Source organism: Mycobacterium sp. E787 (assembly GCF_001668725.1).
In the GTDB taxonomy this organism is placed as follows: Bacteria; Actinomycetota; Actinomycetes; order Mycobacteriales; family Mycobacteriaceae; genus Mycobacterium.
In genome coordinates this window covers 1-14,191 of sequence record NZ_LZKL01000111.1, presented here as the reverse complement: position 1 = coordinate 14,191, position 14,191 = coordinate 1, and the positions used below count along the sequence as shown (strand labels likewise).

The 14,191-nt window shown below is 69.0% G+C and carries 8 protein-coding genes and 1 riboswitch; of the genes, 3 read left to right on the top strand and 5 right to left on the bottom strand.

From position 1 onward, the window contains the following. Nucleotides 1–141 precede the first annotated feature (141 nt). The 3 genes from A5705_RS21715 to A5705_RS21705 form a co-directional block, all read right to left on the bottom strand. Nucleotides 142–375: an Rv1535 family protein gene (locus A5705_RS21715; protein WP_067874532.1), complete on the bottom strand. Its 234-nt coding sequence runs from the start codon at nt 373–375 to the stop codon at nt 142–144. 276 nt (nt 376–651) lie between these two features. Next, nucleotides 652–821, bottom strand: a riboswitch (M-box (ykoK) riboswitch). 174 nt (nt 822–995) lie between these two features. Continuing rightward, entirely contained in the window at nt 996–2,120 is a 1,125-nt protein-coding gene (locus A5705_RS21710) for a nitronate monooxygenase family protein (RefSeq protein ID WP_067874535.1), read from the bottom strand. A 32-nt stretch (nt 2,121–2,152) separates the two neighbouring features. Then, nucleotides 2,153–2,722, bottom strand: a complete 570-nt coding sequence (locus A5705_RS21705; RefSeq protein WP_156763194.1) for a carboxymuconolactone decarboxylase family protein — start codon at nt 2,720–2,722, stop codon at nt 2,153–2,155. 943 nt (nt 2,723–3,665) lie between these two features. Between A5705_RS21705 and pks2 the strand changes: the two genes are divergently transcribed. The 3 genes from pks2 to A5705_RS21690 are packed head-to-tail and all read left to right on the top strand — an operon-like array spanning nt 3,666 to nt 12,761. Continuing rightward, a complete protein-coding gene (gene pks2, locus A5705_RS21700) occupies nt 3,666–9,962 on the top strand; it encodes a type I polyketide synthase (protein WP_068279959.1) in 6,297 nt (2,098 codons plus the stop codon). Nucleotides 9,963–10,019: 57 nt separating this feature from the next. After that, on the top strand, nt 10,020–11,465 hold the full coding sequence (locus A5705_RS21695; RefSeq protein WP_067874544.1) for a condensation domain-containing protein: 1,446 nt from the start codon (nt 10,020–10,022) through the stop codon (nt 11,463–11,465). Between the two features lie 54 nt (nt 11,466–11,519). Further along, the gene (locus A5705_RS21690; protein ID WP_068279957.1) at nt 11,520–12,761 is read left to right on the top strand and encodes a glycosyltransferase; all 1,242 of its coding nucleotides are present in this window, start codon (nt 11,520–11,522) and stop codon (nt 12,759–12,761) included. A gap of 14 nt (nt 12,762–12,775) precedes the next feature. Here A5705_RS21690 and A5705_RS21685 read toward each other — a convergent pair whose 3' ends face one another. Further along, nucleotides 12,776–13,603, bottom strand: a complete 828-nt coding sequence (locus A5705_RS21685; RefSeq protein ID WP_068279955.1) for a glycosyltransferase family 2 protein — start codon at nt 13,601–13,603, stop codon at nt 12,776–12,778. After that, nucleotides 13,603–14,191, bottom strand: a 589-nt coding sequence (locus tag A5705_RS21680) for a glycosyltransferase (RefSeq protein ID WP_369829617.1), incomplete at its 5' end; no start/stop codon positions are given. The genes A5705_RS21680 and A5705_RS21685, both read right to left, overlap by 1 nt.

The window sequence follows — 14,191 nt, the reverse complement described above, 5'->3', positions numbered from 1 at the left end:
CGGCCGTTCTTCCGAAGGCTCCCCGGTGATCGCCGGATCGATGCCACTGCGGCGATTCTACGGATGCCGCACTCCAAGGGGCCACCTGGCCTCAGGCAAGACCTGCGGCCGGGTAGCCCCTTGGAGCATCGATGGTGCCCACTACGCCCGGACCTCGAGCACACCGGCCCGCCACAGGGCGGCGTACACGTGACGCACGCCAACGGCCAAGAAGTGCGCGGCGCCGTCCACCAGCGGGTCGCTGATGACGATGGTCCGGCTCTCGGCCCGGCGCACGGCCTTCTTGGGGGCGGGGGCCGGGGTCGCGTCGCGCACCACCGTCAGCTTGCGGGCGGGCGCTACGGTTACTACTTCGTCGTGCAGAACTGCGGTCATGATCGCCTCCTGGCGGGAATCCCAAACGAGCGCTGATTGGACTGACGTGTCCCATCCCGTTGTGGTTCCGATCCGAGAGTGCTTGGCCGCGAAGGCGATTGGCTAGCCGCGAACTTCGCGCCGGAGGTCGGATCGGGACGGAACACCGCCCGGACTTCGATCCGGACTGTCGCTGGAACTCATACGTCCCTCACCTCCTCGACGTCACGACGCGTGCGGTTGTCCGCACGATCCACGCGCACCACAAGGAGTCCAGAAACCGGCGACCGCCGGAGATCCGCACCCCTCTCGTCAGAGCTTTGGCACTACACGACGTGTCCGATATTCCGGAAGCCACCTGGGCTCAACCCTTAAGCCGGGAGGAGCTGTCCTGACCCGGGGCGTCTTTGGACGTTCGGGGTCAGTGGCCTGTATTCGTGTAGACGCCTCACCTAACGAGGTGCATACGCGACCGATCATGCACGACGGCTATGACCCGGTCAACGCGGTGTGCGCCTTGTCACTCAATCTTTATGCGTTTATTACGCGCGCACACAGCATTCAGCCAGGGTCGGCCCGTTCCAACACCCGCGCCGCCACGAAATCGGCGCTGACCACGCGGCGGCGCCGCGCGGCGCCGGTCACGTATCGACCAGACCGTCGAGCCGGCCGATCGTGTCGATGAACTCCTCCACCATGTCCAGCACCACCGAGCGCACCGGGCGCACCTTGTCCAGCGAGCCGACCACCTGGCCGACGAAGTAGGTGGCCAGCTCGCGCGCCTCGGAACCGGGATGGGTGGCGGCCTGGTTGATACGCACCTGCGCGCCGGTGACGAGGGCGGTCTGCAGCGGCATGCCGAGGGGATCGGGAGTGTCCGGGCGGGCCCACTCGTCGGTCCAGGCGGTGCGCAACATCCGCGCCGGCTTGCCGGTCATCGATCGGGATCGCACGGTGTCCGACGAGCTCGCCGCCAGGAACTTCTCCTTGACGACGGGAACCGTCTCGGCCTCTTCGGTGGTCAGCCACACCGATCCGCACCACACCCCTTCGGCGCCCAGCGCCAGGGCCGCGGCCACCTGCCGGCCGCGGGCGATCCCCCCGGCGGCCAGGACGGGAACCGGCGCGACGGCATCCACCACCTCGGGCACCAGCACCATGGTCGCCACCTCGCCGGTGTGGCCGCCGGCCTCGGTGCCCTGCGCGACGATCAGGTCGACACCCGCGGCCGCGTGCCGCCGCGCGTGGCCGGTGGTGCCCGCCAGCGCGGCCACCAGGACGTCGTGCTGGTGGGCGCGCTCGACGAGGTCGGCGGGCGGGGGCCCGAGCGCGCTGGCGATCAGCCGGATGTTGTGGGCGAAGGCGACGTCCAGCAGCGGTTCGTACCCCTTGGGCGAGATGTTGAGGCCGCCTGACGAGGCCCGGGGCTCCTCGGCGGGCGGCGCGACGCCGTAGCGGGACAGGATGTCCTCCACGAACGCGCGGTGCTCCTCGGGCAGCAGCCCACGGGCCTGTTGGGCGTCGATTCCGCCCTGCTCGGCGCCGACGTACTTGGGTGGCAGCAGCAGGTCGACCCCGTAGGGCTTGCCGCCCGTCTGCTCCTCGATCCAGGTCAGCTCGTTCTGCAGACGCTGGGGGCTGTGCGCGACGGCCCCGAGCACCCCGAACCCGCCCGCATTGGTGACCGCGGCCACAACATCGCGGCAGTGGCTGAAGGCGCAGATCGGAAATTCGACCCCCAGCATTTCGGCGACCCTGGTTCGCATTGCCCGACGCTAAGAGTTAGGCGACCGATAAGTCAATCGTGAGGCGACCGGCCGTCCGGCGGCCAGCTGGACACCCCCTCTTCCAACGGAACCTGGAGGCTGTGCAGGATCGACGCGACCATTCGCCACGCGCTGATCGCGGTGACGAGCTCGATGAGAACCGTTGTGTCGCCGTGTAATTCGCGCGAACAGGCGGCCCAACTGTCCGCGCTGACGGCGCCGTCGCGCAGCACGTCGTCGGTGGCCGCCAGCACCGCGCGCTCAACGGGCCCGAAGCCCTCATGCCGCTGCCAGTCGCGCACGCCGAGCATGTCGTCGGGGCTCACGCCCAACAGCGACGCCACGCGCCAGTGCTGGGTCCACTCGTAGTCGCACGCGGTGAGCCAGCCGATCCGCATGATGACGAGCTCGCGCAACCGCGGGTCCAGCGCGCCGTGCCAGAGCATGGTGGCGAGCAGGTCGTTGAGGGCGCGCGCCAGTGTCGGATGGTTCAGCAACACCTGGAAGATGCTGAGCTCGGCCATGTAGTCGGGCACCGCGGCTTCGTCGGCGGCGGCTTTGGCCTCGTCGAGCGGCAATCTGGGGACCCGGGCTTGCCCGATGGGTGCGGTCATGGTGCGAACACTCCGTGCGCTTGTGAGACACCTCACGTTCACCGGCCATCGTAGCCAGCGGCGCGCCGCGCCAGGCGGCTTTCGCCCGGCGGGAGCGCCGGCGAAAAGTCCGCAACGTCAAGGCCGAACCCCGCGGGCCTCGCAGCCGACGCCGTGCGGTGCGGGCAAACCCCACGAGCGCACTGGCCAACCGAATGCTTCTGGGCCCCTGTCGCATACGCCCACCACGGTCCACCGCCCGCGAATGCGGACAACCCGGCCGTCCCGCCAGATAACTGCGCCGCCCTCGGGCCAGGCGACCGTTCGGACCACCGGCATATCCCCGCGCGGGACGAATCCGCCGACTTTTAATCGGGACTTAACTTGCAATCTTAAAGATTTCAGCGATTTCCCTGCGGGCTTTCCCAATAGCCCCTACTATGGCGGGATTACGCATCCCGATGCAGCGCATCGGGGTGCCCAATTTGGTTTCCGCCGCGGCCATTCCGGGTCGGGCGACAACATGCTGCCCGGCCGCCGCGGTGGTGACAACGCGCATGGTCTGGTTTGCCACGCAGGTCCGCACGTCGCCGGAGCAGTTGCGGCACAGCGCCTCTGGCTCGACTAGAGTTCACTGTCACGGCCAATTTTCGTGCGAAAAGTATGTGAACGCTCGGTGCCTCGAGCTTCCTGTCAGCGACGATGGGTCGGGCGTTGTTAAATTTTTGTACGTTCGCACGATTTTTCCACGCGGTTCGGGGCGAGCCGCTACGCTGCTGATCGCGCCACGTTGATAAGGCGGGCTTCGATTGCGGGGGTCGGTGGGTTGTTTGCGTGTTGCTCGCGGAGTTGCTAGCTCGCGCAAAAAAATTCGGCGAGATTTCTCGAAGCTCTGATAAGAGCGAGCAGCAGTGATAGGAACTTGTGGATAGGCAAGGAGAGGTGAAGGACAGTGGATAAGGCAGGCGTTACTCCGGTCGCCGTCATCGGGATGGCATGCCGGCTGCCCGGGGGCATCAACTCCCCTGACCTCTTTTGGGAAGCGTTGTTGCGCGGTGACGACTTTGTCAAGGAGATTCCGGCCGAGCGCTGGGACGTCGACTACTACTACGACCCCGAACCGGGTGTGCCTGGCCGTTCCGTCTGCAAGTGGGGCTCCTTCCTCGACAACGTCGGTGACTTCGACCCCGAGTTCTTCGGTATCACCGAAAAAGAAGCCACGGCCATGGACCCGCAGCACCGGCTGCTCATGGAAACCGCGTGGGAGGCCATGGAACATGCCGGCCTCACCAAGGACACCATCGCCGGGGAAACGGGCGTTTTCGTCGGATTGAATTACGGCGACTACCAATTCGTTCACGCCGCCACCGACGCCTTCGACGGACCCTACGGAAACCCGGGCACCATCTCCTGCATGGCCTCCGGGCGCGTCTCCTACGCGCTCGGCCTGCACGGCCCCGCGGTCACGATCGACACCGCCTGCTCGTCCGGCCTGTTCGCCATCCACCAGGCCTGCCGCAGCCTCAACGACGGCGAGAGCGAACTCGCGTTCGCCGGCGGCGTCAACGTGATGATGGAGCCGCGCAGGTCCGCCTCCGCGTCGGCGGGCGGCATGCTGTCGGGCACCGGGCACTGCCACGCGTTCGACGTCAAGGCCGACGGCTTCGTCTCCGGCGAGGGCTGCGTGGTCCTGTTGCTCAAGCGCCTGACCGACGCTCAGCGGGACGGCGACCGGATTCTGGGTGTGATTCGCGCCACTGCCGCCAACCAGGACGGCCACACGCCGAACATCGCGATGCCGTCGGGCGAGGCGCAGGCGGCGGTGTACCGCTCCGCCCTCGCGGCGGCGGGCGTGGATGCCGGCACCGTCGGCATGGTCGAGGCGCACGGCACCGGCACCCCCGTCGGTGACCCGATCGAATACGGCAGCCTCGCCGAGGTATACGGCATCGGCAACCCCTGCGTGCTCGGCGCCTCGAAGACCAACTTCGGGCACCTCCAAGCCGCCGCCGGCGCGCTTGGCGTGATGAAGGCGGTCCTGTCCGTCCAGCATGGTGTGGTCCCCAAGAACCTGCACTTCGAGGCGCTGCCCGACGAGATGGCCCGGATCGACACCGGATTGTTTGTGCCGCAAGAGAATACGCCGTGGCCGCTGAACGGCGGGCAGCCGCGACGCGCGGCGGTGTCGGCGTACGGCATCTCCGGCACCAACGTGCACGCCATCGTCGAGCAGGCCCCCGAGCCGCTTTCCCGCAACGGGGCGGCGACCAGGGCCCGCCGCGACGGCACGCTGCTGTTCCCGCTGTCGGCCACCTCGGCCGACGGGCTGCGGGAGACCGCCGCCCGGCTCGCCGAGTGGGTCGAGGCGCGGGCGACGGACGTGTCGGCACCGGATCTGGCCTACACGCTGGCGCGCAGGCGCGGGCACCGCTCCGTGCGCACCACGGTGCTGGCCGGCGACACCCCGGAGCTGCTGGCGGCGTTGCGCGAGGTCGCCGGCGGCGACGCCCTCTTCCAGGAAGTCGTGGGCCAGGAGCAGCGCGGCCCCGTGTGGGTGTTCTCCGGTCAGGGTTCGCAGTGGGCCACCATGGGCGCCGACCTGCTGGCCAAGGAGCCCGCGTTCGCGGCGGCCATCGCCGAGATCGAGCCGCTGATCGCCCACGAATCGGGCTTCTCGGTGACCGAGGCGCTGACCGCGCCCGAGAAGGTGACGGGCATCGACCGCGTGCAGCCCACGATCTTCGCCATGCAGGTTGCGCTGGCGACCACGATGAAGTCCTACGGGGTCTCCCCCGGTGCGGTGATCGGCCACTCGATGGGTGAGTCCGCGGCGGCCGTCGTCGCCGGGGCGCTGTCGCTCGAGGACGGCGTGCGGGTGATCTGCCGCCGCTCGCGGCTGATGACGACGATCGCCGGCTCGGGCGCGATGGCGTCGGTGGAATTGCCTGCGCAGCAAGTGCTTTCGGAACTCATGGCCCGCGGTGTCAACGACGCCGTGGTGGCGGTGGTGGCCTCGCCGCAGTCCACCGTCATCGGCGGCGCAACGAACACCGTCCGCGAGCTGGTGGAGGTGTGGGAGCAGCGCGAGGTGATGGCCCGCGAGGTGGCCGTCGACGTGGCGTCGCACTCGCCGCAGGTCGACCCGATCCTCGACGAGCTGTACGACGTGCTGGCCGAGATCGAGCCGTTGACCCCGGAGGTGCCGTACTACTCGGCCACCTCGTTCGACCCGCGCGAAGAGCCCTACTGCGACGCCAACTACTGGGTGGACAACCTGCGCCACACGGTGCGGTTCTCCGCGGCGGTGCAGGCGGCGCTGGAGGACGGCTACCGGGTCTTCGGCGAGCTGTCGCCGCACCCGCTGCTGACCCACGCGGTCGACCAGACCGCCCGCAGCCTGGACATGACGGTGGCCGCGCTCGCCGCGATGCGGCGCGAGCAGCCGCTGCCGCACGGGTTGCTCGGCTTGCTGGGTGACCTGTACAGCACGGGCGCCACGGTCGACTTCTCCGTGCTCTACCCGGCCGGCCACCTGGTGGACGCCCCGCTGGCGGCCTGGACGCACCGCTCGCTGCTGTTGAGCCGTGAGGGCCACAGCTCCCGCGCGCTGGCCTCCAGCGTCGCGGTGCACCCGCTGATGGGCCAGCACGTGCGCCTGCCCGAAGAGCCGGAGCGCCACGTGTGGCAGGCCGAGATCGGCACCGCCGCGCTGCCCTGGCTGGCCGACCACCAGGTCCACGGCACCCCCACGCTGCCGGGCGCGGCCTACTGCGAGATGGCGCTGGCCGCGGCCCGCACCGTGTTCGGCGAGGCTTCCGCCGTTCGCGACGTCCGCTTCGAGCAGATGCTGATGCTCGACGAGGAGACGCAGATCAGCCTCACCGCGACCGCCGAGGCTCCCGGCGCGCTCACCTTCGCCGTGGAAACCAACGAGGACGGCGTGCAGGCACGGCGGGCGTCGGCGGTGCTCAAGGAGGCCGACCACGACGAGCGCCCCGCCGCGCTGGACATCGAGGCCCTGCTCGCGGCGCACCCGAGCAGCTTGGAGGGCAACGACCTTCGCGACGCGATGGACCTGTGCGGCATCCAGTACGGCCCCGCCTTCACCGGGCTGGCCGCCGCGCACACCGCCGAGGGAACCGGCACCACGGTGCTGGCCGAGATCGGGCTGCCGAGCGTGATCCGCACGCAGCAGACCAACTACGGCGTGCACCCGGCGCTGCTCGACGCGTGCTTCCAGTCGGTCGCTGCGCACCCGAGCGTGGCGAACGCCAGCCTGGGCGGCCTGCTCCTGCCGCTGGGCGTGCGCGAGCTGCGGGTCCACGGGTCCGTCAGCAGCGCCCGCTACTGCTACTCACGGGTGACCGCGGCGTCCGGCGGATCCGTCGAGGCCGACCTCGACATTCTCGACAAGCAGGGCACCGTGCTGCTGACCGTGCGCGGGCTGCAGATGGGCACCGGCGTCTCGCCGAGCGGCGAGCGCGCCCGGGTGATGGCCGAGCGGCTGCTGACCGTGGAATGGCAGCAGCGGCAGCTGCCCGACGTGCCCGCCACCGAGACCGGGGCCTGGCTGCTGGTCAGCACCTCCGACGCGGCCGACCTGGTCGCGACGGCGTTCACCGACGCGATGAAGCTGCACGAGGCGGACTGCACCACGCTGTCCTGGCCGTCGCGGGCCGACCACCCGGCCATCGCCGAGCGGCTGCGCGATGAGGTCGAGAAGGGCGGCTACGCCGGCGTGGTGGTGCTCACCGAGCCGAAGAACGGCAACCCGGACGACGAAAGCGCCGTGCGCGGTGGGGAATACGTCCACCACCTGGTCCGCATCGCCCGCGAGCTCCCCGAGCTTCAGGGTGAGTCGCCGCGGTTGTTCGTGGTGACCCGCAACGCCCAGAAGGTGCTGTCGGAGGATGTGCCCAACCTCGACCAGGGCGGGATGCGCGGGCTGCTGAGGGTGATCGGCTCCGAGCACCCGCACCTGCACACCACCCACATCGACGTCGACGAGCAGACCGGCGCCGAGCAGGTCGTGCGCCAGCTGCTGACAACAGGTCCCGGCGAGGACGAGACGGCCTGGCGCAACGACGAGTGGTACATCGCGCGCCTGTGCCCCACTCCGCTGCGTCCTGAAGAGCGGCAGACCACCATCGTGGATCACGAGAGCGACGGAATGCGCATGCAGATCCGCACGCCCGGCGACCTGCAGACGATGGAGTTCGCCGCGTTCGACCGGGTCCCGCCGGGTCCCGGGCAGATCGAGGTGGCGGTCACCGCGTCGAGCATCAACTTCGCCGACGTGCTCAACGCGTTCGGCCGGTACCAGAGCTTGGACAACATCCTGCCGCAGCTGGGCACGGACTTCGCCGGCGTGGTCACGGCCGTCGGGCCCGACGTCACCAACCACAAGGTGGGCGACCACGTCGGCGGCATGTCCCCCAACGGCTGCTGGGCCACGTTCGTCACCTGCGACGCGCGCCTGGCGACCACGCTGCCGGAGGGTCTGACCGACGCGCAGGCGGCCGCGGTGACCACCGCGCACGCCACCGCCTGGTACGGCCTGAACGATCTGGCCCGCATCAGGTCCGGTGACAAGGTGCTGATCCACTCCGGGACCGGCGGTGTGGGGCAGGCGGCGATCGCCATCAGCGCGGCCGCGGGCGCCGAGATCTTCGCCACGGCCGGCAGCGAGGCGCGTCGGCAGTTGTTGCGCGACATGGGAATTGAGCATGTCTACGACTCCCGCAGCGTCGAGTTCGCCGACCAGATCCGTCGCGACACCGACGGTTACGGCGTTGACATCGTGCTCAACTCCGTCACCGGCGCGGCGCAGCTGGCCGGGATCAAGCTGCTCGCTTTGGGCGGCCGGTTCGTCGAGATCGGCAAGCGCGACATCTACGGGGACACCAAGCTGGGCCTCTTCCCATTCCGTCGCAACCTCGCGTTCTGGGGCGTCGACCTCGGCCTGATGTCGGTCAGCCACCCGCAGCAGGTCAGCGAAATCCTCAGCACCGTCTACAAATTGACGGCCGAGGGCGTGCTGCCGATGCCCGAGAGCACGCACTACCCGCTGGCCGAGGCGGCCACCGCGATCCGCGTGATGAGCGCGGCCGAACACACCGGCAAGCTCATCCTGGACATCCCGCGGGCCGGGCGCAGCAGCGTGGTGCTGCCGCCGGAGCAGGCGCCGGTCTACCGCAAGGACGGCTCCTACATCATCACCGGCGGTCTCGGCGGCCTGGGCCTGTTCCTGGCCGAGAAGATGGCCGCCGCGGGCGCGGGCCGGATCGTGCTCACCTCGCGTTCCGAGCCGTCGCAGAAGGCGCTTGAAACGATCGAGCTCGTCCGAGCGATAGGTTCTGACGTGATCGTGGAGTGCGGCGACATCGCCCAGGCCGACGTCGCGCAGCGGCTGGTGGCCACGGCGACGGCCACCGGGCTGCCGCTGCGTGGCGTGCTGCACGCGGCCGCGGTGGTCGAGGACGCCACCTTGACCAACATCACCGACGAGCTGATCGACCGCGACTGGGCGCCCAAGGTGTACGGCGCGTGGAACCTGCACGAGGCCACCGCTGGCCAGTCTGAGAAAGCGGACCTGGATTGGTTCTGCCTGTTCTCCTCCGCGGCCGCACTGCTGGGCTCGCCGGGCCAGGGCGCCTACGCCGCGGCCAACAGCTGGCTGGACGCCTTCACCTACTGGCGACGCGCCCAGGGCCTGCCGGCCACGGCGATCGCCTGGGGCGCCTGGGGCGAGATCGGCCGCGGCGCCGACTTCGCGGAAGGCAGCGGCGCGGCGATCGCGCCCGACGAGGGTGCTTACGCGTTCGAGGCGCTGCTGCGCCACGACCGCGCGTACACGGGCTACAGCCCGCTGATCGGGACACCGTGGATCGCGTCCTTCGCGGAACGCAGCAAGTTCCTCGAGATGTTCAAGTCCGCGGGCGAAAAGCGTTCGGGTTCAAGCAAACTGCGCGCCGAGCTGGCTGACCTGCCGCTCGACGAGTGGCCGACCCGGCTGCGGCGTCTGCTCTCCGAGCAGATCGGGCTCATCCTGCGCCGCAACATCGATGTGGACCACCCGCTGTCCGAGTACGGCCTGGACTCGCTGGGCAACCTCGAACTGCGGACCCACATCGAGGCCCAAACGGGGGTACGCATCACCTCTGCCGACATCACCACGGTGCGGGGTTTGGCGGATCACCTGTTCCACAAGCTGGCGCCCCAGGAGGAAAACGCTGCTGCGCCCGCGTGAAAGAGGTTCCTACGTCAAAGTCGACAGCACTGCTAGGCCGGTATTAAGGAGGGAAACGTGTTCATAGGTGGAGGCTCTGAGCACGACAGCCTGCGAGTTGGCAACGCCTACGACTGGGACCCGGGCTCGGGATCGGTCGTGACGTGGGAACCCACGCCGGGCTGCGCCGCGAAGGCTCGGCAGGCGCCGGTGAGCCCGGTGCCGCCCAGCTCCATGCAGGCGGGTCACCTTCGCGGGTTCGTCGAGTTCGGGGAGCGGGGCCTCGACTATTCGCGTGCGGTCATGGGTTCCTGGGAGGTGCCCGGCCGCTGCGACATTCGCGCCATGACCTACGTCATCAACGCCCACCTTCGGCGCCACGCGACGTATCACAGCTGGTTCGAATACACGGATGAGAAGAACATCATCCGGCACACGCTGAAGAACCCCCGCGACATCAACTTCGTCGCGAAGGAATACGGCCCGATGACGCAGCTGGAGTGGCGGGACCACGTGCTGGCCACGCCCGACCCGCTGCAGTGGGACTGCTTCAGGTTCGGCGTCATTCAGTACGACGACCGCTTCGCGCTGTACGCGGTCGTCGACCACCTGCACTGCGACCCGATGCTGATCGCCGGGCTGTACGTCGAGATCGTGATGAACTACAACGCGCTTCTCGAGGGCAAGGCGCCCGTCACGCTGCCGCCGGCGGCCAGCTACGACGACTTCTGCATGCGGGAGCAGGCCTGCGTGTCGGGTATGACGCTGGAATCCCCGGAGGTGAAGAAGTGGATCGCCTTCGCCGAGGCCAACGGCGGCACCCTGCCCGACTTCCCGCTGCCGCTGGGTGACCAGTCGATCCCGTGCGGCGGGGACACCCATGTGGAGCGGCTGCTGGGCCCCGAGCAGACGGCCCAGTTCGAAGCCCTCTGCCAGCAGGCGGGAGCGCGGTTCAGCGGTGGCCTGTTCGCCTGCGCGGCCCTGGCTCAGTACGAATTGACCGGCGCGGAAACGTATTACGGGCTCACGCCGACCGACAAGCGCAAGAGCCCGGCGGACTTCATGACGGTGGGCTGGTTCACCGGTGTGGTGCCCTTCACGGTTCCGGTCGACCCGAACTCGTTCGAGGACACCGCCCGCGCGGCCCAGGCGTCGTTCGACGCGAACATGGACCTGGCCAACGTGCCGTTCGACAAGGTGCTGGAGTTGGCGCCCTGGCTGCGCCGGCACGGACCCCAGTTCACCATGATGAGCTACATGGACGCGGGCCTGCCTCCCCTGTCGGGCATCGTCGCCACGGCGCTGGATGGCGTCAATGCGACGGCGTTCACCGATGGCCGGAGCCCGGCGTACATGTACTCGACGGTCTTCCGGCTGTTCGACGAGGTCTCGATCATGGTGTCCTACCCGAACAACCCGATCGCACGCGAGTCCGTGATGCGCTTCACGGAGCAGATGAAGTCCGTGTTCGAGCGGGTGGTCGCCGGCAAGCTGGCGGCGGCGCCGGTTCGCGTAGCCAGGTAGGCTCCAAAGCGCTTCATCCCGCGTGGGGATGAAGTGAAAGGCTGAGCTCCGTCGATGAAGTTCGTTCTGGCGGCCCACGGGACCCGCGGCGATGTCGAGCCCTGCGCCACCGTCGGTGCGGAGCTGCGGCGCCGTGGACACGATGTGCGAATGGCGGTGCCGCCCAACCTGGTTGACTTCGTCGAGGCCGCCGGCGTGCCCGCCGTGTGCTATGGGCCGGACACGCGGGAGCAGGTGGTGGCCGTCGCGGATTTCACCCACAACGCCTTCAAGGTGCAGAATCCGGCGCGCTTCGTCCGCGACCTGAAAGCGCTTTTCGTCGAGGGCTGGGCGGAGATGAGCCGGACGCTCACCGCGCTGGCCGACGGTGCCGACCTGTTGGTGACGGGCCAGACCTACCACGGGGTGGTCGCGAATGTCGCCGAGTACTACGACATTCCGGTCGCAGGGCTGCATCACTTCCCGGTGCGGGTCAACGGTCAGCTCGGTGTCCCCTTCCTGCCGTCACCGGCGCCCGTGGTCCGCACGACACTGACGGCCGGCTGGTGGCTGTACTCGCGCATCACCAAGGCGGAGGAGGACGCGCAACGCCGGGAACTGGGTCTGCCGCCGACGACGGTTTCGGCGTGGCAACGGATGGCCGAAGCCGGAACGCTGGAGCTGCAGGCCTACGACGAGGCGGTTTTCCCGGGGCTCGCGGCGGAATGGAATGGCAAGCGGCCCTTCGTGGGTGCGCTGACGCTGGAGTTGGGCGCGGACACCGATGACGAGGTCGCGTCCTGGATCGCCGCGGGAAAACCGCCGATTTACTTCGGTTTCGGCAGCACGCCGGTCCAGTCCCCCACGGAGACGGTGGCCATGATCGCCGACGCCTGCGCCGAGTTGGGCGAACGGGCCCTGATCTATTCCGGCGGCGAGGATTTCGAGCCGCGTCCCGACGTCAAGCTGGTCGGCCACGTCAACTACTCGACGATCCTGCCCGCCTGCCGCGCGGCCGTCCACCACGGCGGCGCGGGCACCACGGCGGCCAGCCTGCGCGCCGGGCTCCCGACGTTGATCCTGTGGGACGTGGCCGACCAGTTCATCTGGGCCACTCAGGTCAAGCGGCTGAATGTGGGTTCCGCCAAGAAACTTTCGCGTATCACCCGCAAATCATTGGTCCGCCGGCTCCGCAAGATCCTGGCGCCGGACTGCGTGGCCCGGGCGCGCGAGATCGCCCCGCGAATGACCAGGCCCGCCGTCGGCGTCGCCACCGCCGCCGATCTGCTGGAGCAGACCGTCCGCGTCGGCGTGTGAAATGACCGGCGGCCCTACGGCGTAGTGGCCGCGTCGCGCTGGACGAGCGGGAACGACTTGTACCACTTGCGGCGGTGCGCCGCCCCCATCTCGCGCAGGATCCCCATGGCGGCGGGCCATCCGTGCGTCTTGCGCAACCCCTGAATCATCGCCCAGCTGGAGCCCCAGTGATACGACCGGCTGCCGAAGTGGGCGTTCGCGGTCTTGCGCCCGAAATGGTTGACGTACGCCATTTCCGTTGTGTACAAGCCGAATCCGGCCTTTCGCGCCCGCAGCGCGAGGTCGAGGTCGAGCCCCCACCCGTAGCGGCCGAAAGTGTCGAGGTCCATCCCGCCCACGGCGTCCCAGCATTCCCGGGACATCACCAGCGCCGTCCCCTCGATGGCGGGCACCACCCGATACCGGGGCCGCGGAACGTAGCTCGCTGCATCCGGAACATCACGGGTCACCGCGTAGGGGAAGCCGATGTTGAACATCGGGCCGACCATTCCGGCGTCCGCGGGCAGCCGCGGGTCGAGCAGCGCGGCCACGAATCCCCGCGAGAGCCGGGTGTCGTTGTTGAGCGTCATCGCGTGGGAGTAGCCCTCCGCGAACGCCGTTCGGAATCCGAGTTCGCTGCCGCCGGCCCAGCCGAGGTTGCCGCCGGGCGTGATGACGCGTTCATCTCCGACGGTCGGGTAATCGCCGCGATTGTCGACGATCACATAGTCGGCGCCCTCGCGCTCCAGATCCACCACGAGCGCGTGCGTGTACTCGTGCTGCCCGTAAACCGGCACGGTGATCAGTAGGGACACACCCGGAGCGTACCTTGGCCCGTGCGACCCCGCGGGTCGTTCCGACATCAGCCGAAACCTTCGCCTCGAGCGGCTTTTTCCAGCAGGTCGGCGGCGGTGGCGACGCTCTCGGCGGGTTTGGTCATCCGCGAGGCGATGTCGCGGGCCCGGGCGGCATACGCCGGCGCGAGCACCGACCTGAGGTCGGCGGCCAGCGTCTTGCGGGTGGTGCTGGAAAACCGCCGGGACGAACCGACTTTCAGCTGCTTGATCTGGGCCGCCCAGATCGGCTGATCGGAGGTGATCCAGAGGATCAGCGCCGGGACGCCGGCGCGCAACCCGGCGGCCGTGGTGCCCGACCCGCCGTGGTGCACCACCGCACGACAGGTGGGGAAGATCCCGGCGTGGTTCACCGCCGCCACAACTTTCACATGGTCGAAATCGGGGACGCCGGTGTCCTGCGCCCGCGAACAGATCAACGCCCGTTCGCCCAGCTCCGCGCAGGCCCCGCCGATCATGGTGACCAGATCCTTGAGCGAGCCCACCGGCATGCTGCCGAACCCGAAGTAGATCGGCGGGGTTCCCGCGGCGATCCACGAGGCGACCTCGTCGTCGGCGTCGGTGGGCGACTCCATGGTGAGCGCCCCGACGAAGGGC

Coding starts and splice junctions, on each gene's coding strand:
- A5705_RS21715 (WP_067874532.1), bottom strand. CDS start 375: ATGACCGCAGTTCTGCACGACGAAGTAGTAACCGTAGCGCCCGCCCGC.
- A5705_RS21710 (WP_067874535.1), bottom strand. CDS start 2,120: ATGCGAACCAGGGTCGCCGAAATGCTGGGGGTCGAATTTCCGATCTGC.
- A5705_RS21690 (WP_068279957.1), top strand. CDS start 11,520: ATGAAGTTCGTTCTGGCGGCCCACGGGACCCGCGGCGATGTCGAGCCC.
- A5705_RS21685 (WP_068279955.1), bottom strand. CDS start 13,603: ATGTCGGAACGACCCGCGGGGTCGCACGGGCCAAGGTACGCTCCGGGT.